The organism is Nostoc sp. DedSLP04 (genome assembly GCF_034530775.1).
Taxonomy (GTDB): domain Bacteria; phylum Cyanobacteriota; class Cyanobacteriia; order Cyanobacteriales; family Nostocaceae; genus Nostoc.
The window spans coordinates 1-18,583 of sequence record NZ_JAVRCL010000043.1; the positions used below are offsets into that span (position 1 = coordinate 1).

The following is an 18,583-nucleotide window of genomic DNA, read 5'->3' on the forward strand; positions in this document are numbered from 1 at the left end:
TAATCGCTGAAATTCCTTTGCCGTATACATTTACCATTTTCGGATAAGTCTAATTTGGGTTTAGTTTGTACAGAGTAGAGCATATACTCTGAAAAAAAGCCTTCCTGCCCGATCTCAGAAAAACAGGTAAAACGGCTCTTTTATAAAAGCTGCCAATCACTTTTAGTAAAAGTTTAGGGCTACCAATGCTGCGAAACTTCCTTCCCCAGTCAGGGCTATGACCCTAAACATAACTTAGGAAATCGCTACAACGACTCTAAATCACTTACCAACAACTAATACCAGACCTTCATGGGCTAATAGGGCTTGAGGAAAAGCAGATTTAATATCGACTTGCACCCGATCGAGAAAATCATCATGGTCATCTGGGTGATGATGAGAAATGGCTAGCCGTTTGACGCCAGCATTCAGAGCTGCATTCACCGCAGCTTGCCAGAGTAAATCAGCAGAATCATGGTTGTGAGATGTCGGCGGAGTATAAGTGGCATTGGCAATCAGCAAGTCAACGCCTTTAATAAACTCTAAAATCCGCTCTCGCTCCACTTGATCGGCATTTTGGTGCAAATCCGTGATATAAGCAACACTATACTCCTGCCAACTAACTCGGTAGCCAACTGACCGCTGAGTTTGATTAATTAATGCAATTGTAATGGTGACATCATCTAACTTTACGTCACTTTCTGGGGTCAGATTGTAAAATTGCAATTCTGACTGCATTACCTGTAAAGGGTAAGGAAAGTGTGGCTGGAGCATCTGATCGTACAGACATTGTTTGATTGAGGCTCCATTTGAGGCCGCTGTGCCGTAAATATGGAAGCAATTTTCTCCAATAAATGCAGGAGCAAAAAAGGGAAATCCTTGAATTCGGTTTGATTGGCAGTTGGTAAAAAATAAATGGGCTTCTAGTGGCTGTTCCAGTTCTTGCCAAGTTTTACCCAATATGCGTAAGCCTGTACCGCCATCAAAAATCAAGCGTTTCCCAGCTACATGTATTTCTACACAAGCGGTATTACCACCATAACGACTGGTATTGCTACTAGGAGTAGGAATTAAACCTCTTACACCCCAGAATTGCACGATAAACTCACCTGCTGGGCTACTTGGCAGGGTAGATGACTTTTCTCTTATGTAGCTCTGGGAATCCGACAACTCAAAATTTGACATTTTCCTTGAAATTAGACCTTAGTGAGCAGGTCATCGTAGCGCCGCACTTCTAACAGCCTGTTTTTTTCGTCCACAATGACTACCGTAGGAGAGTAACTTTTTAACTCTTCTGGAGTGAACTGCCCGTAAGTCATTATAATCAAGCGATCGCCAATAATGCCTAGACGTGCCGCACCCCCATTTAGCTCAATGATTCCTGAATGAGCTAGAGCCGGGATCGCATAAGTAATAAAGCGCTGACCGTTGGCACTATTAACTACTTGCACCTGCTCATAAGGTAAGATACCAGCTTTTTCCAAAAGGATTTCATCAATACTGATACTACCTACGTAGTTGATATTTGCCCCTGTAAGGGTGCAGTTATGAATTTTTGCCAAAAGGAGAGTACGCTGCATTCTGGTTTAGGGTTGGTGGCAGATTTTAAAATCCGTAACAAGGGAAAGTTAGCAAAGTGAAGTGAGGAGTTAGGAGTGAGGAGTTAGGAATAAAAATTCATAACTCTTAACTCTTAACTCCTAACTCTTAACTCTTAACTCCTCTATTATCCTCTATAAGCTTTGACGGATTTTTCAACTAAAGCTGCAACCTTGTCTACATCTTGCCAACCGAGAATTTCAGTCACCTTTTTTTCCAAATTTTTATAACTACGGAAAAATTCAGCAATTTCATCTAAGCGGTGTGGTGATACGTCTTTCAGAGATTTTACCTGAGTGTAGCGCGGATCTTTGTCAGGAACACAAAGGATTTTTTCATCGCGATCGCCACCGTCAATCATCTCCAAAAAGCCAATTGGTCGCGCAGCAATAATACAGCCGGGAAAGGTCGGCTCATCAATTATGACCATACCATCTAGGGGATCGCCATCATCAGCCAAAGTATTGGGTACAAAGCCGTAGTCATAAGGATATTGTACTGAGGAATAAAGTACTCGGTCTAGAGCAAAAGCTTGTAGTTCCTTGTCGTATTCGTATTTATTTTTACTTTTGCCAGTAATTTCAATCAGAACGTTGATTAGACCAGGTTTCGGTTGGGCAGGAATACGAGATAAGTCCACAAAAAACTCCTCTGATAACTGTGAATCATGGGGGCACTCTGTCAGCTTCGCTCCCCGTGTAGAATTTTAGGGCAATATGGATCTCTTCCCAAGGTATTTGTTCTATGGCATAGCGCACTGGGGAAGAAACTTTCAGATGTAACCTATTCCCTTGAATTAGCCAAAAAATAGAAAAAGCGTTACGAGCAAACTTCGCAACGCTTTTTCCAAGAGGGTATGATGGATATCTTCCGTCCTTAATTACTGTTAGAGGGATTTCTGTCCTAACAATGTTTAAGACAACTGAAATCTATAGTCACACAATCCAGATTTAGCTTATTTTTGACTAACTACACCCATATTTTCAGAGATTGTCTACAAAATCAGTGTTTTGCTTTTTTGTAGATATCCTCATGAGGAAATGCAACTGGGAAGCTCGATCAATCTTGATTTCTTTGTATATTTTGAATCAGAGGTTGCTGGTTATTTTGAACATTAGTTGAAGAATAGTGGGCGATGACAAATACGGGTAGGGTAAGAGTCAACAGAGCGATCGCAGTTCCCACAATGTCTGCCAAACGTTGGGAATATGTATCGGCATTGGCAGACTGGCTATTTGAATTCATACAAAATTGAAGTTCTTCGCAACACTGTGTAGGTTTACTCTCTGAGTGAGAGTATTAATGCTATTTTAGCTATTTTTAAACTGTAAAATGTGTAGCATTCTACAATTTAAATCAGTTATACAACTGTCATAGTAGCCTTTTTATACATGGAATTTTTAATACAAAGTTACAAGTAAACAAATCATGTTTTATTTTGTAATTAATATTTTCAGGTGTTTCCTTGTATGGTGTAACGGGTTGCATACGCAAAGCAAACTTTGACAGCATCATAAGTTACATTTTTTCGCTGATTAAAGATTAATTAGCAAAACATATTTATCCGATACTTCATGATTATAACATTCTATAAAGCTTTTGATAAGGTCATTTTACTGGAATTGCTAATTTGTGATACAGGACACAAAACCGCAATTGCACTGATAGATATTCAGTGCTTTTGATTGTTATATGGTAGTTATACACAAAAATATTTGACACCAGAGAAAAAATAGGTAGTAATGATTTTTATAACCAATGATAACTACCGAATAAATACAGATACATCAACTGTATAAGACAGAATGGATTCAGTGATATCACTAAACAAATATTTAAGAATTTAAAGTTTGCAATCTATGTAATATTACAGCCGTTTTGTCAATCTACATAAAGATAGAGTAAACAAGTTTTAGAAGGTGGCCTAGAGGTGTAGTAAGTTATTACCAAATCTCCATATCTGAACAAAATACCCAATCCCAATTTCCAGATCCTAAATCCGTATAACTTTTTGAATAAATCAAAATCTCAGACGAAAAATTGTATAACAAATTAATCAGCTAAAAAAACCGCCACTAAATATAATAGGGCGGTTTAGTTAAGCAATCGGAGGGTAATTACAGATTACTCTGCTAATAAATGAAATTGCTGTAACGACGTTTGCACTAAATTGAGGATTGGGGATTGGACATTGGGCATGGGGCATGGGGCATGGGGCATTGGGCATTGGGCATTGGGCATGGGGCATGGGTTATTCTCCCCTTGTCTTTTTCTTCTCTACGTTCGCGCAGCGTGTCGCAGACAGACGCTGCGCGTAGCTTGCTTCCCTGTAAGGGTACAATTTTGAATTTTGAGTCGCACCTTTGGTGCGCTAGAAGCGCAAGTTGAATTTTGAATTGATTAGGACTTACGCATCGTACATAAGTACTAAACACAATTTGGGTATTTTAGCCATGTTTTGCATCCAGTGATCGCAAATGTCGGAATAAATCAGGGTTATCTGAAGCCTCTGAAAAGACTAAATACCGTAGTACACGTTTTGGTTGATTTGTATAGTGCGTAAGTCCTATTGATTTCTCCCCACCCCCTACTGCCTTCCATAAACACTGATTGGTTCCTTGATAAATCGGGTGTAAAGATGCTTAAAGGTAGACTTAATGACGCGGGGCATACCAAAATCAATAGGGATTAACTTGTCTGGTAGCCGCCAATCTTCTATTTTTAATAAGTCAGGATTTAAATGTGGAAACTCTATGGCAGCAAGTTCTGGACAAACTCCTAGCCTTTGAGAAGCTGCAACTGTGGGCACTTGTTCAGGAGAAACATTGAGGATTTCTACCATTGCCCGATCTAAGGCAAATATATCTGATGCAGCTGCTAAAATACCCAGTTGGCGAGGTTCCCCATTGCTGGGGCCATTTCCTTCGTGACCGATGATGCCATCTAATATGGTTAAGTTAGGGTTAATTGCCCTGGCAGTTTCTACTAACATTTCACCAAATCTATTCGCGTCTTTTCCCGCTTCCATGTGCCACCAAGCTTTCATTTTGCCGGGAACGCAACCAAACAAGTTTTTTACGCCTAGTGTTAATGTTAACTGGGCATGTGATTTAACTTTCGGTAGGTTAATCACTACGTCTGCTTCCATTGCTTCTTTAGACAGTCGCAGATGGTTAAAATTGTCACTAACGGTTTGGTAACGCTGACCGTGAAAATCGATGATGGGAAGATTGAGTTCTTCTAAAATAGGCAGATAGCCATTTGCTATTGCTACACCCTTGGCACTACCAAAAGCAGGACTATCGCCCAAAAATGGCTTACCGCCAACTTCAATTACCATTTGGGCAACTTCATAAACTAGTTCGGCACGGGTGATACACTCTTTACCAGGACGCGATCCGGTAAGTAGATTCGGTTTGAGTAAAACGCGATCGCCTTTTTTTACAAACGCTGCCATTCCTCCAAAAGGTTCCAGCAGCGTGACTAAGGATTCTCTTAAAGCCTCTTGTTCGTAAGATGTAGCCCGAATAAGACTAACAGCTGGTTTTTGAGTCTGCATGGTATAGGTAGGGGATAGAGGGAGCAGGGGGAGCAGGGGAAGCAGGGGAAGCAGGGGAAGTAGGGGAAGCAGGGGAAGTAGGGGAAGCAGGGGAAGCAGGGGAAGAAGAACTATTAATTATTGCCCAATGCCCAATGCCCCATGCCCAATGCCCAATGCCCCATAATCTATTATTCTGTTTTGAGTGGTACGATACCACTCATTTGTTCTAGATTTAACACTGTGGCTAAATCTGTTTCATTCATTAATCCGCGTTCTAAAACAATTTGCCGTAAAGATTTACCAGTTTCTAAAGATTCTTTGGCGACAGCTGCGGCATTTAAATAACCGATGTGGGTATTTAGGGCGGTTACTAAAGCTAAACTGCCTTCAGCATAAGCTAAACAACGTTCCTGATTGGCAGTAATTCCCTCAATGCAGCGTTCGGTGAGTGCAGCGATGGTATTGCCGAGAATTTCGATACTGTGAATCAAGTTATAGGCAATTAGCGGCATCATCACATTTAATTCTAATTGTCCGGCTTGGGCGGCTAAAGCGATCGCACTATCGTAACCCATCACCTGAAAACACACCATTGATGTCATCTCTGCCATCACTGGGTTATATTTCCCTGGCATAATCGAGGAACCGGGTTGCACTGGAGGCAGTTGAATTTCTTTGAAACCAGTTTTCGGCCCCGAATCCATCAACCGTAAATCATGAGATATTTTGGCTAAATCCTGGGCTAGGTTCCGCAAAGCACCGGAAACATTTACAAATGGCGCCATACTCTGCATAGCTGCCATGAGATGGGGTGCAGGTTCTAAAGGAGTTTCAATCAATTCTGAAAGAACTTCTACCACGCGGGCGCGATACAAAGGATGAGTATTTAATCCCGTTCCGGCTGCGCTACCTCCCAAACCCAGCACCATCAAATCTCCAGAGGCGGTATAAATCCGGTTTTGGTGTTCTGTAAGAATTTGCGCCCAAGCCCGAAAATTCTCACCCAAGCGCACTGGTACTGCGTCTTGTAAGTGGGTTCTGCCAGATTTGACGATATCTTGAAATTCTACAGCTTTATTTTCTAAAGATGCGATCGCACCATCTATTGCTGGGTGTAATGTTTTAGATAATGCCAATAATCCACCAATCCGAATTGCAGTCGGAATCACATCATTGGTAGACTGCCCATAATTAACGTGGTCATTAGGACTAACACGTTTGTAATTGCCCTTTTCTTCACCAAGTATTTCTAAGGCGCGATTTGCGAGAACTTCATTGACATTCATGTGATGGGATGTTCCAGCACCCGCTTGATAAACATCCACAACAAATTGATCTCGGAACTTCCCAGCTAAGATTTCATCAGTTGCTTGGACAATCGCCTGACTAATATCTTGGGGAATGCAATTTAGTTCTCCATTGACAATTGCTGTAGCTTTTTTAATGATTAATCCTGCATCTACGTAGGTAGCTAAAGGCTTAATGCCGCTAATGGGGAAGTTTTCTATGGCTCGTAGCGTTTGTATACCGTAATAAACGCTACTAGCAATTTGGCGATCGCCCATCGAATCGCGTTCGATGCGGAATTGAGAGTCTGTGTGTTCAGTCATAGTATTGTTTTAAGAGAGCTTCAGAAAACAGATTTTCCCACGCAGGCACACTCAGATACACTAATCTGCATATATTTTGCATATTTGCTTGCCAGGTTGTTGCTTTACACTTGTTAATTTTGAATTTTGAATTTTCAATGACGCTACCCAACTGGATTACCTTCTCTCGCCTTCTAGGTGTACCATTTCTGCTTTATGGCTTGTACAATCCCACACCACAAGCTAGGTGGATATGTTTGGCGATTTTTATCGTTGCGGCGTTAACTGATTGGTTAGATGGCTATTTGGCGCGGAAACTCAACCAAATTAGTGAGTTGGGTAAATTTCTCGACCCCTTAGTGGATAAATTTCTAGTACTTGCGCCATTGATGGTTTTGATTGAACTAGAAAAAATACCGGCTTGGGGAGTGTTTTTGATTTTAGCGCGGGAATTAGCGATCGCTGGTTGGCGGGTGAATCAAACGACGATTACCGGGGCGAATATTTGGGGTAAACTCAAAACTGTTAGTCAAATAGTTGCGATCGCACTTTTAATTGCACCCTTACCTGAAGTGTGGCAAACTCCCTCTCTGATTGCCTTTTGGGTTTCTGTTGCCCTAACTTTAATTTCTGGTGGTATTTATCTTTTGCCGCAAAATCCAATTAAGGAAAATACCATATTAGATGTAAAGTGAACCACGAATAAGCTACACAGGAATATTGGCAACAACCTCAAAACTCAGAATTTCAAGAGCAAAACTCGGAGTTTTGAGATCAAAACTCAAAACTTCGAGATCAAAACTGGAAACTTCGAGATCAGAACTCGAAACTTCAGGATCAGAACTCGAAACTTCAGGATCAGAACTCGAAACTTCGAGATCAAAACTCGGAATTTCGAGATCAGAACTCAGAATTTCGAGATCAGAACTCGAAACTTGAGATTCAAAACTCGAAACTTCAGGATCAGAACTGGAAACTTCGAGATCAAAACTCGGAACTCGGAATTTTTAGAATTCGCAAACAAGTAAAGAGTTGAGTTGAACGAATACGAGAGGCAAATTTAGCGCTTCACTTTTACACAGCTAATACTTTATTTATCAAAATTATAGCTAGGTAATCCAGTAACATCAGTTTGGAGAGCAAACAAATCACCTGAGTAGAAACTTTTTTCTATCTCCGCTTGGCTGAGTCCAACTGAAGCGGTAGTAATGTAGAGTGTTTGCAAATCTTTGCCACCAAAGGTACAACTCGTTACGAGTGGAACGGGTAGATTAATCCGCAATATTTCTTCACCCTTGGGATTGAAACGAATCACACACCACCCATCCCACATCGCTGACCAAATATTTCCTTGACTATCTATTGTTAACCCATCTGGATGGAAAGATTCATGAGTTAAATCAACAAAAGTTCTGCGGTTGATAATATTACCTGTTACTGAATCAAAGTCATAAGCATATATTTTTTGGTGAGGAGAATCAGCTAAGTAAAATGTCTTCTGATCTGGACTCCAACCCAACCCATTAGAGATAGTCAATCCTGTTTCCATCACATGTAATGAGCCATCAGCATCATAGCGATAGAGGTTAGCATGGGGTTTTTCTGAAGAAGACATTGAACCGATCCAAAAGCGGCCTTGAGGGTCACATTTGCCATCATTGAGGCGGTTCTCTGGCAGATTTGCTTCAATCTCCAAAATGGGAGTAACTTCGCCTGTCTGGGTGTTGAGGAATGCTAGGTGATGACGTAGTGCCATAATTAATCTATCTGCACCTGCTGTTGCGATCGCACCTACCACATCTCCCACATCAAAAAAGCAATTTTTTCCTGTTGCAGGGTCGAATTGATGCACTCGATGGTTGTAAATATCAACCCAGTAAATTAGGTTTTGGGTAGAATCCCAGATAGGCCCTTCACCTAAACGCGCACGGGCTTCTAGTACATTGTGGAGTGGATATTGCACAATCTGGCTCATTTTATCAACCAACAATGGTATTTACAAAAACTAGTTTCAGTAGCATTCAGGCAATTTTCAAAAAGATTTGCCTGACTAATAGAGAAAATTTTCATTCCTATTTCAGTAAAGACTAAAAACGCAATTTATCGCGTCTTTCTCAGGTAGAAGAAAATATTTTTGATTTTGACTCAATCTTTACCGCGATCCGTTAACTTAAAATTAGTCGGTCAGGATTCCCTTTATGTACCAAACAGACCCGCCTCTATCTCCTAAAGAAGTCTTACCAACCATGTACGATCTTCCCAGTGAATACCCGGAGGACTCTGGTTTGCCTGACGAATTTCACCTTTTTCAGCCCCAACTTCTGCGCGAAACCTTCCGTCCACCTAACTATCCAACAGAGGAGGTATTTGTTGCCAGTGACTTAAATCTTTATTATGACCTCCGGCATACACTATGGTACAAACGCCCAGACTGGTTTGCAGCTGTGGGAGTTTCACGTCTCTACGAACAGCAAAACTTGCGTCTAAGTTACGTCATCTGGCAAGAAGGGGTTGCTCCTTTTGTAGTGGTAGAATTGCTTTCTCCTGGCACTGAAAAAGAAGATTTAGGACAAACTCTGCGGGAGATTAACCAACCACCGACCAAATGGGAAGTTTATGAGCGGATTTTGCGAGTTCCTTACTACATTGTGTTTGACCGCTACACTGACAAACTCCAAGCATTCCAATTAGTTGCAGACTGTTACAGCGAATTGGACTTGAGTACCCCACGGGTGTGGATGCCGGGTTTGGAACTGGGCTTAGGACTTTGGCAAGGTTCTTACCAACAAATTGAGCGATTGTGGCTACGTTGGTATGATGCAAGTGGGAATTGGCTGCCCACACCGCTAGAAAAACTAGAACGAGAAAGTCAACGTGCTAACAGATTAGCAGCACAACTGCGAGAGTTAGGCGTTAATCCTGATGAGTTATGAAGATGTGAGGGGCAGACAGCGATATGCCCCTAAACATCTTTACTCACAACGCTTTTAAAATTTCCTCATCTACAGAAAAATCTACTTCAGCTTTATCTTTTGCATTAGCCAAATAATCATTTTCCAGAGAATCTTGTAACCCAGAAATCAAATCATATTCAGGATGCCAATTTAATTCTGTTTGCGCTTTATTTACCGAAGCAAAGAAATGCTGCACCCGCATCGGAAAAGCTTTGCGCTTGCCGAAATCAAACTTTTTCGGGTCGTAGTGGACGATTTTGACAGCATCGGGTGATTTGCCAGCAGCAACAGCGCTAGCACGGGCTAAACCATCAAAAGTGACAAAGCGATCGCCAGAGATATTATAAATCTGTCCTATGGCTTTTTCATTGCCCAAAACCTGAGTCATTGCCAGCGCCAAGTCTTTTACATGACCTAGCTGGGTGATATGCAAACCATTTCCGGGAATAGGAACGGGGCGATCGCGCACAATTCTATCAAAAAACCAGCCTTCCAACTCATTATAATTACGAGGCCCGTAAATATAAGTAGGACGAATGGAAGTAAAAGGTAATCCCAATTGAGTCAGGTAAGCTTCTGTTTCATGTTTACCCTTATGACGACTTTTGGGATCTACAGCATCGCCTTCTACATGTGGCAATTGATCGGATTTGAGATACACTCCCGCAGAACTCATATACACAAAATGTTGCACTCGGTCTTGAAAAATTTCTGCTAATGGTTGAGTATCAGTAAGTTCTCGCCCGTTATTGTCAAAAATGACATCAAAGTTTTCTTGTGATAATTTTGCTTTTAATTGAGTAGCATCTGTGCGATCGCCTATAATTTGTCCTACTCCCTTTAAAGAAGGTGCTGGCCGATTTCCACGATTGAACAGCACCACCTCGTGTCCTTGTTCCACCAGTAATTGAGTCAAATAAACACCAATGAACCGAGTACCACCCATAATCAGAATTCGCATAAATTCACCCTTTCATATCAGTTTTCATCGAGGGAGTAGGGACTGGGGACTAGGAATTAGGGAGACAAAAAGAAATAACTAATGCCCAATGCCCCATGCCCAATGCCCCATGCCCAATCTGAGATTATCAGGTTGTAGTATCCATCTGGAACCTCTAAGGGAAAGATTCCGTCTTATGTGCTAATCTGGGGCGCTTCCCGTTAATTAATCACAAGAGGAAACTTTTAAGTTAACGTCATCAAGTTGGCCTTTGTATTTTCCATTTATTCAAGTTAGCTGTGCCCTTGAAATATGCTCTGGTTCATGAGTGGCTAACACCCAAAGCCACCGGTGGTTCAGAACTCGTTGTCCGAGAAATTTTGAATCACATTGATGCTGATTTGTATGCTCTCATCGATTTTGAATCCAGCAATCCTGAAAGTTATTTATATAAGCGTCAAATTGGTAAGACGTTTCTCCAGAACTTTCCTTATGCCCGCAACGGTATACAAAAATACTTGCCTTTGTGGCCCTTGGCAATTGAACAAATGGATTTGCGGCATTATGATGTCATTCTGTCTTCATCCCATGCTGTTGCCAAAGGAATCCTTACCACTCCCGAACAGATGCATATTTGCTACTGTCACAGCCCTATGCGCTATGCCTGGGACTTGACCTTTGATTATCTGCACCACAGCAAACTGGGTAGTGGCTTACCTGGATGGGTGACGCGATATTTATTACATCGTTTGCGCCAGTGGGATGTATTGAGTGCCAATCGCGTTGATTATTTCATTGCCAACTCGCAACATACAGCTCGGCGGATTTGGCGTTGCTATCGACGAGAAGCAACAGTCATTTACCCACCAGTGAATATTGCTCAATTTCCGTTTCTGTCTGAGAAAGAAGACTTCTACCTGACAGTTTCCCGGTTAGTGAGTTACAAGCAAATATCGTTGATTGTCAAGGCTTTTAATCAACTAAAACGACCGTTAGTAGTCATTGGTACAGGAGATGAAATGAACAAGATTCGCGAGATGGCAAACTCTAATATCCAAATACTGGGATGGCAACCCGATAATGTGGTAAAAAAATATATGTCTAGGGCTAAGGCGTTTGTATATGCAGCTTGTGAAGATTTTGGTATTGCCTTAATAGAAGCACAAGCTTGCGGCACGCCAGTGATTGCTTATGGTGCAGGGGGTGCTTTAGAAACAGTGCGAGATATTCGCTCTGATGCGGATACAGGGACAGGTATATTTTTCAAGACGCAAACAGAGGCGGCTTTGGTGGAGGCAGTAGAAAAGTTTGAAATGTATGAGGGTTCGTTCAATTCTGAGTATATGCGATCGCACGCTGCGCAGTTTTCACCGCAAATCTTTGCAGATCGTTATCTAGATTTTGTAAACAAGTGCAACGAAAAAAGACCATTTTTGCAATGATGGTCTTGATTAAGGTCTTATTTTTTTAGGCTTTTGGCAATTTCCCCCAGAAGCATCTCATTTTGGCTTTAATATTGGGACTATGTGTGGTGTGGATTATTAAGGAGTATGATGACTGCCCAGAGCTCACTCCTCTCCGGCAAGCGAGGCGTAAGGCAAGACACTAGAGCGTCTGTGCGTTTCTTAAAACGCGGTCAAAAAACGAAGACGCCAAAAGTTAAGCCCAAAGGTTTATCTTTTCAGGGTTTAAACGGAGAGTTTGCCAAGCGACTGTTCGATATAGTGTTTTCGCTGTCGGTATTGATTTTGTTCTTCCCCGTCTACTTAATTTTGGCCTTGCTGATTGCCTTCAGCTCAGAAGGGCCAATATTTTATGTCCAGGAACGGGTAGGGAAAAATTACAAAGCGTTTAATTGTATTAAATTCCGAACAATGGTAAGCAATGCGGATGAAATCCTCATGCAAATGATGGAAACATCGCCCGAATTGCGACAAGAATTTGAGAGCAGTTTTAAGCTAAAACAAGACCCCCGGATTACCAAAATTGGTCGATTTTTGCGAATTACTAGCTTAGACGAATTTCCCCAGTTCTGGAACGTTTTAAAAGGGGATATGAGTGTAGTCGGGCCCCGACCCTTGGTAAGAGAAGAACTTCCAAAATACGGTTATCACATTGATGAGATTTTAACAATCCGTCCAGGAATTACTGGTTTGTGGCAGGTATCTGGGCGTAATGACATTCCCTATCCTCGGAGAGTCCAAATAGACCTGCATTATGTCAAATTTAGGAATTTCTGGCTTGATTTATGGATCATCTTGAAAACTGTTGATGTAGTAATTCTACCCAAAAATAACGGCGCATACTAAGTAAATACTTAGGGTGGATTCTGTGGGGCAGTTAATGCCCCTAAGTACCAATTCTCCCCTCACAGGATTGCTCATGTTTATTTCTATCATTTGTGCTTTTCTACTTAATTCAGACTTCTGTGAGTGTGGATATTTGGTACTTTTGCCAGAAGTCTAATTTCAAATGGCTATTTTATTAAGTCTTCACATAACTAGAGATATATGAAGTTTTGACAAAAAATATATATAAAAATAATCTCGATCGTCTGGTAAAAGAAAATATACATAATTAAATAATTTTGAGTTATCTAAATGTTGGACTTACGTGCTAAATTGCTTTTTCTTCAGTATATTTATTTACGGAAAAAGTCTCATAAAAACAAGAACTCGTAGGTTTCCCATTAGGCAATTCAGCAATTAGTTGCTAGGTTGTATCAGATTGGCTGTAACTTTTTAATCAAAGACAATAAGGGATAATTGAGCATGACGCAACAGAAGCGAGCGTTGATTACTGGTATTACTGGACAAGATGGTTCATATCTAAGTGAGTTTTTGTTGGAACAAGGTTATGAGGTTCATGGGGTAATTCGCCGGACTTCTACCTTCAACACAGACCGCATCGATCACATTTACGAAGACCCCCACAAAGAGGGAGTGCGCTTGTTTCTTCACTACGGTGACTTGACAGACGGTACAACGTTACGGCGTATTTTAGAAGAAGTAAAGCCAGTAGAAATTTACAACCTCGGCGCTCAATCCCACGTCAGAGTCAGCTTTGATTCACCAGAATATACAGTAGATGCAGTAGGAATGGGGACATTGCGTCTGTTGGAAGCAATTCGAGACTACCAGCATCGTACCGGAATTCAGGTGCGATTTTACCAGGCGGGTTCTTCAGAAATGTACGGTTTAGTACAAGCAATACCTCAAACTGAGACAACGCCCTTTTATCCCCGCAGTCCCTATGCCTGTGCGAAAGTTTACGCTCACTGGCAAACTGTAAATTATCGTGAATCTTATAATTTGTTTGCTTGTAATGGCATACTTTTTAACCACGAGTCACCACGGCGGGGTGAAACCTTTGTAACCCGCAAAATTACTAGAGCGGTAGCTGGTATCGTTGCTGGGAAGCAGAAAAAGATTTATATGGGTAATCTAGATGCCAAGCGAGATTGGGGCTATGCGAAGGATTACGTCAAAGCAATGTGGTTGATGTTGCAGAAAGACCAGCCAGACGATTACGTAATTGCTACTGGTGAAACCCACTCGGTACGAGAGTTTTTGGAACTGGCATTTAGTTATGTGAATCTTAATTGGCAAGATTATGTAGAGTTTGATGAGCGTTACCTGCGTCCATCTGAAGTAGAGTTGTTGATTGGCGATTCTACCAAAGCACGGCAGAACTTGGGCTGGGCACCATCAGTAACCTTTGAAGAACTAGTTTCCCTAATGGTAGAAGCAGACTTACAAGCATTGGGTCATACTTCACCCAATGGAAAAGGTTCGCAATTTCCAGATGACATTGCGACTATTCGTCAAACACTGGGCGCTTTGCACTTCTGATTTGGCATCACAGAGGATAAAATATGACCGCCTTAGAACTAAAAAATAAACGGATTCTAGTCACTGGTGGATCGGGGTTTCTAGGCCGTCAGGTGATAGATCAACTGTGTAAAGCAGGAGCCGATCGCGAGAAAATTACAATACCGCGATCGCGCGATTTCGATTTGCGTGTCTGGGAAAATAGTCAGCGTGCAGTTGACCAGCAAGACATAATCATCCATCTAGCAGCTCATGTCGGTGGTATCGGTTTAAACCGCGAAAAACCCGCAGAGTTGTTTTACGATAACTTGATCATGGGAACCCAGCTAATTCACGCTGCGTATCAAGCTGGAGTAGAAAAATTTGTTTGTGTTGGCACAATCTGCGCCTATCCTAAATTCACTCCAGTACCATTCAAAGAAGACGATCTGTGGAATGGTTACCCAGAGGAAACTAACGCCCCTTACGGAATTGCAAAAAAAGCGCTTTTAGTTCAATTGCAATCTTACCGTCAGCAGTACGGTTTTAATGGGATTTACCTACTGCCAGTAAATTTATATGGCCCAGAAGATAACTTTGACCCCGGAAGTTCTCATGTCATTCCAGCATTAGTTCGCAAAGTTCACGAAGCCCAAATTAATGCAGAAAAACAACTTGCAGTTTGGGGTGATGGCAGTCCTACCCGTGAGTTTCTCTATTCAGAAGATGCAGCGCGGGGGATTGTGATGGGGACTCAATTCTATAATGAATCGGAACCAGTTAATTTGGGAACAGGTTATGAAATCTCCATTCTTGATTTAGTAACTCTAATTTGCGACTTGATGGAGTTTAAGGGGGAAATTGTGTGGCAAACTGATAAGCCTAATGGTCAACCCCGCCGCTGTTTAGATACTGAACGAGCAAATCTTGCCTTTAATTTCACGGCTCAGGTGAGCTTTGAGCAAGGGCTAAAGAATACCATTGAGTGGTATCGTCAACACGCTGCATAACAATGTACTGCTGAATGTAGAGTGATACAAGCTGGGCGATGCCCAGCTTATTTTTTTGAATATTTTTATTTATATGGACAAAGTCAATCATCAACTAAATAAAGCACAACTGCGCCGCACTCTACTTAAAAGACGTAAATCAATGTCCGTTGGAGAATGGAGAGAAAAAAGCGATCGCTTATGCTTTCATTTACAAAACTCTACTTTGTTTACCCAAGCAAAAACAATACTCGCTTATTTCAGCTTTCGCCAAGAACCCGATCTCACTCCACTATTTGCAAACACAAAATACCGTTGGGGATTTCCTCGCTGCGTTGATAAATCCCTATGTTGGCATATTTGGACACCGAGTGTTCCTATCCAAAGTGGCGCTTATGGGATTAGTGAACCACACCCCGACGCTCCAATCTTAGATGCTGCCGAAGTAGATTTGATTCTCGTCCCTAGTGTCGCTTGTGACTATCAAGGATATCGCTTAGGCTATGGCGGCGGATATTACGATCGCTTGCTCAGTTTACCGCAATGGCAGACAAAGCCGACTATCGGAATTGTCTTTGATTTTGCCTATTTGTCTCATATACCTATTGAACCTTGGGATAAACCACTACAAGTTATTTGTACGGAAACCGGATTGACTCAAAAAGGTTCCAGGATTCAGGATAATGAGGACACATTATCAAATGTTTTATGACTAATCCAACGTCATCTACCACTGAGCAGGAAGCAATAATTGACGAAATTATAGCAAGTAGTCTCCAAGCTCAACAAAAAACAGGCCCAGACCTCCGCCAAATTCATAGCAAAAGTCATGGACTCGTTTGGGGAGAGTTTATTATTGAACCCAATCTTCCTGAAGACCTAAAAGTAGGTTTGTTCAAAACGCCTCAAACCTATCCTGCGTGGATTCGTTTCTCTAGTGGTGGTTCGCCTGAAAAACGTGGTAAATTTCACTCTGATAGCCAGCCTGATGTTCGCGGTATCGCCATCAAGGTGATGAATGTGGACGGGCAAAAAGTCTTGGATGATGAAGAAAAAACTCAAGATTTTATACTCAACAATTATCCTATTTTCTTGACTAAAGATGTTCGTGATTACGCCGATCTTTCCCAAGCAGGTAGTGGAAAACTTTCCCCAGAACGGCTGGAAGAACTTGGTTACGCCTTTGCTATCTTGCAAAAAATTGGTAGCAAAAAGTTAGGAAATCCACTTTTGATTCAATATTGGAGTATGGCTCCGTTTAAATTTGGTGAGCGGATTGTAAAATTATCTGTCAAATCTCAACAGCCTGAAAAACCACCAGAAACACTTCCAGAATCAGAAAATTACCTTCGAGAAACGCTGGTCAAATATTTGACTGAAGAAGGTCGAGAAGCGTCTTTTGACTTCCTAATTCAGTTTTATGTAGATGACGACAAAACACCGATTGAAGACCACGTTCAGGAATGGCAAGAAGCAGATTCACCGTTTATTAAAGTTGCAACTGTCCGTATTCCCAGTCAGAAATTTGACTTTGAAGAACGCAAACGCTTAGATGAGGGTATATTGTTTTCCCCTTGGCATACGCTGCTAGAGCATGAGCCTGTTGGAAGTGTAAATCTCTCTCGTAAGAGGCTTTACAGCGAACTTGCAAAGTATCGAAGAGAACAAATTGCCCAACGATCGCGGGAACCACAACCTTATGTAGCGATTGAAGATTAACGACTATAAATTGGTTTCAAACTGTAAAATAAATCTTTGAAAGCGGTGTGCACAGTATCTCAGTTTATTGCAATAATATCTGACTAGTAAAACTTGATAAACCCAGATTCCCGAATTTTATAACAAGTCAGGAATCTGGTTTTTAACGAATAATTTTAGGACTGTTGTAGATGATTCTTCTGTGGATAATAGCTTAAAAAATCTGATAAATATTTATTTAATTTGTACAACAGAATGCCTTTTCTCTATTAGAGACCAAGATGAATAAAGATAGTGAACTAACTCAAAAACTGAATAATATATTGATTGAATTCGCAGATCGAGAATCCGTTATTAATTTATTGAGATTGAGTAATTATTCAAAAACCGAATCAATTGAAATTTTAAAAAATGCTTTGAGCATTTCTTATTATAAGGCACAAGATATCATTCACAATAGTCAAACATGGAGTGATGTAAAAGAAGTTGATGAAAAAATAATGAACGACTTCTTTGATGTACTGGAAGAATTAGGGAGTTCAAAAAGTGAAGAGACTTAATTATATTAATATGTGAATAAATTCCATAACATAAATAGGTGAATTTGTTTAAGCAGATTTTTAATGATAGGTTAGAATAAAATTAAGCAAATTCTTAAGTAAAGCTATGTCTGACTCAGTTCAGTATGTCACTAACGCAGAGGGAAAAAAAGTTGGGGTGCTGTTAGATTTAGAAACTTATCAACAGTTAACTAACTTATCTGTAGATTCGGAATTATTGATTGGTTTAAATGTAGATGAGTTGCAAGCTTTGGCAGAAAGTTATTTATCTCCCAAAGCTCAGATACAGTTACAGGAATTATTAGTTAAAAATACTGACAATGATTTGTCAGATGAAGAAACTGAAACTTTAGACAGATTATTGGCACAGGTTGACCAATTAAATATTATTAAAACTAGAGCTAGATATACCTTAAATATTTTTCAAAATAAACAGCAACTAGCGTGAGTGTTTACATTCCTGTTGAATTAAAAAAGGGAATTCGTAATTATTTTGCTGATTGTTGTGCTTACTGTCGCACTGCTGAAGCTTTAACAGTCACTACCTTTGAATTTGAGCATATCATTCCTTTGTCTGCTGGAGGGAAAACTGCATTTGAAAATCTATGCTTGGCTTGTCCATCTTGTAATCGTTATAAAGCAACTCGCCAAACAGCAATTGACCCTAATACTCAGAATGAGGTTAAATTATTTAATCCACAACAGCAACTGTGGGCAAACCATTTTACTTGGAGTGAAGATGTTACAGAAATTATAGGACTTACAACCATTGGTAGAGCAATAATTTATACTTTAAAAATGAATCGTCCGCAATTAACTCGTGTGCGGAAAATGTGGGTGAAAATGGGTGAGCATCCACAAAATATTTGAGCAAGTGCAAAATATTGAAAGCAAGTTATAACGTTATCAAGAAAGTTGTAATAAA

Annotated in this window: 19 protein-coding genes; 11 read left to right on the plus strand and 8 right to left on the minus strand. The window is 40.8% G+C overall.

Annotation, left to right across the window (positions count from 1 at the left end):
- Positions 1-261 precede the first annotated feature (261 nt).
- The 6 genes from RMX89_RS22630 to RMX89_RS22655 form a co-directional block, all read right to left on the minus strand.
- Positions 262-1,164 carry an MBL fold metallo-hydrolase gene (locus RMX89_RS22630; RefSeq protein ID WP_322671154.1) on the minus strand — a complete coding sequence of 301 codons (903 nt, stop codon included), beginning with the start codon at positions 1,162-1,164 and terminating at the stop codon, positions 262-264.
- A gap of 11 nt (positions 1,165-1,175) precedes the next feature.
- Positions 1,176-1,559, minus strand: a complete 384-nt coding sequence (gene panD, locus RMX89_RS22635; protein WP_094349223.1) for an aspartate 1-decarboxylase — start codon at positions 1,557-1,559, stop codon at positions 1,176-1,178.
- Between the two features lie 146 nt (positions 1,560-1,705).
- The gene (locus RMX89_RS22640; protein WP_322690521.1) at positions 1,706-2,218 is read right to left on the minus strand and encodes an inorganic diphosphatase; all 513 of its coding nucleotides are present in this window, start codon (positions 2,216-2,218) and stop codon (positions 1,706-1,708) included.
- A 419-nt stretch (positions 2,219-2,637) separates the two neighbouring features.
- On the minus strand, positions 2,638-2,823 hold the full coding sequence (locus RMX89_RS22645; protein WP_104905165.1) for a hypothetical protein: 186 nt from the start codon (positions 2,821-2,823) through the stop codon (positions 2,638-2,640).
- 1,342 nt (positions 2,824-4,165) lie between these two features.
- Positions 4,166-5,137, minus strand: coding sequence for a DUF362 domain-containing protein (locus RMX89_RS22650; RefSeq protein WP_322690522.1), 972 nt, complete (start codon positions 5,135-5,137; stop codon positions 4,166-4,168).
- Between the two features lie 170 nt (positions 5,138-5,307).
- Positions 5,308-6,729, minus strand: a complete 1,422-nt coding sequence (locus RMX89_RS22655) for an aspartate ammonia-lyase (RefSeq protein WP_322690523.1) — start codon at positions 6,727-6,729, stop codon at positions 5,308-5,310.
- 137 nt (positions 6,730-6,866) lie between these two features.
- On the opposite strand from RMX89_RS22655, the gene pgsA reads away from it, so the two are divergent.
- Positions 6,867-7,403 (plus strand): CDP-diacylglycerol--glycerol-3-phosphate 3-phosphatidyltransferase, encoded by a 537-nt coding sequence (gene pgsA, locus RMX89_RS22660; protein ID WP_322671158.1) that lies wholly within the window; start codon positions 6,867-6,869, stop codon positions 7,401-7,403.
- Positions 7,404-7,798: 395 nt separating this feature from the next.
- Here pgsA and RMX89_RS22665 read toward each other — a convergent pair whose 3' ends face one another.
- Entirely contained in the window at positions 7,799-8,683 is an 885-nt protein-coding gene (locus RMX89_RS22665; RefSeq protein WP_322690524.1) for an SMP-30/gluconolactonase/LRE family protein, read from the minus strand.
- A 223-nt stretch (positions 8,684-8,906) separates the two neighbouring features.
- On the opposite strand from RMX89_RS22665, the gene RMX89_RS22670 reads away from it, so the two are divergent.
- Positions 8,907-9,641, plus strand: a complete 735-nt coding sequence (locus RMX89_RS22670; protein ID WP_322690525.1) for a Uma2 family endonuclease — start codon at positions 8,907-8,909, stop codon at positions 9,639-9,641.
- Between the two features lie 43 nt (positions 9,642-9,684).
- On the opposite strand, the gene RMX89_RS22675 is transcribed toward RMX89_RS22670, so the two are convergent.
- On the minus strand, positions 9,685-10,623 hold the full coding sequence (locus RMX89_RS22675) for an NAD-dependent epimerase/dehydratase family protein (RefSeq protein WP_322690526.1): 939 nt from the start codon (positions 10,621-10,623) through the stop codon (positions 9,685-9,687).
- Between the two features lie 278 nt (positions 10,624-10,901).
- Here RMX89_RS22675 and RMX89_RS22680 point away from each other — a divergent pair, with 278 nt between their 5' ends.
- The 9 genes from RMX89_RS22680 to RMX89_RS22720 all read left to right on the plus strand — a co-directional run bounded on the left by RMX89_RS22680 (position 10,902) and on the right by RMX89_RS22720 (position 18,528).
- On the plus strand, positions 10,902-12,044 hold the full coding sequence (locus tag RMX89_RS22680; RefSeq protein ID WP_322690527.1) for a glycosyltransferase: 1,143 nt from the start codon (positions 10,902-10,904) through the stop codon (positions 12,042-12,044).
- Positions 12,045-12,155: 111 nt separating this feature from the next.
- On the plus strand, positions 12,156-12,911 hold the full coding sequence (locus RMX89_RS22685) for a sugar transferase (RefSeq protein ID WP_322671249.1): 756 nt from the start codon (positions 12,156-12,158) through the stop codon (positions 12,909-12,911).
- A gap of 462 nt (positions 12,912-13,373) precedes the next feature.
- Positions 13,374-14,453, plus strand: a complete 1,080-nt coding sequence (gmd, locus tag RMX89_RS22690) for a GDP-mannose 4,6-dehydratase (RefSeq protein ID WP_322683489.1) — start codon at positions 13,374-13,376, stop codon at positions 14,451-14,453.
- 23 nt (positions 14,454-14,476) lie between these two features.
- Complete coding sequence (locus RMX89_RS22695; protein WP_322690528.1) at positions 14,477-15,421, plus strand: GDP-L-fucose synthase; 945 nt, start codon at positions 14,477-14,479, stop codon at positions 15,419-15,421.
- 73 nt (positions 15,422-15,494) lie between these two features.
- The gene (locus RMX89_RS22700; protein ID WP_322671165.1) at positions 15,495-16,112 is read left to right on the plus strand and encodes a 5-formyltetrahydrofolate cyclo-ligase; all 618 of its coding nucleotides are present in this window, start codon (positions 15,495-15,497) and stop codon (positions 16,110-16,112) included.
- Positions 16,109-17,119, plus strand: a complete 1,011-nt coding sequence (locus RMX89_RS22705; RefSeq protein ID WP_322690529.1) for a catalase family protein — start codon at positions 16,109-16,111, stop codon at positions 17,117-17,119. The genes RMX89_RS22700 and RMX89_RS22705 overlap by 4 nt, the downstream gene beginning before the upstream one ends.
- 260 nt (positions 17,120-17,379) lie before the next feature.
- Positions 17,380-17,658: a hypothetical protein gene (locus RMX89_RS22710; RefSeq protein WP_322690530.1), complete on the plus strand. Its 279-nt coding sequence runs from the start codon at positions 17,380-17,382 to the stop codon at positions 17,656-17,658.
- 106 nt (positions 17,659-17,764) lie between these two features.
- On the plus strand, positions 17,765-18,106 hold the full coding sequence (locus tag RMX89_RS22715) for a hypothetical protein (RefSeq protein ID WP_322690531.1): 342 nt from the start codon (positions 17,765-17,767) through the stop codon (positions 18,104-18,106).
- Positions 18,103-18,528 (plus strand): HNH endonuclease signature motif containing protein, encoded by a 426-nt coding sequence (locus RMX89_RS22720; RefSeq protein ID WP_322690532.1) that lies wholly within the window; start codon positions 18,103-18,105, stop codon positions 18,526-18,528. Before RMX89_RS22715 ends, RMX89_RS22720 begins: the two co-directional genes overlap by 4 nt.
- The last annotated feature ends 55 nt before the right edge of the window (positions 18,529-18,583 follow it).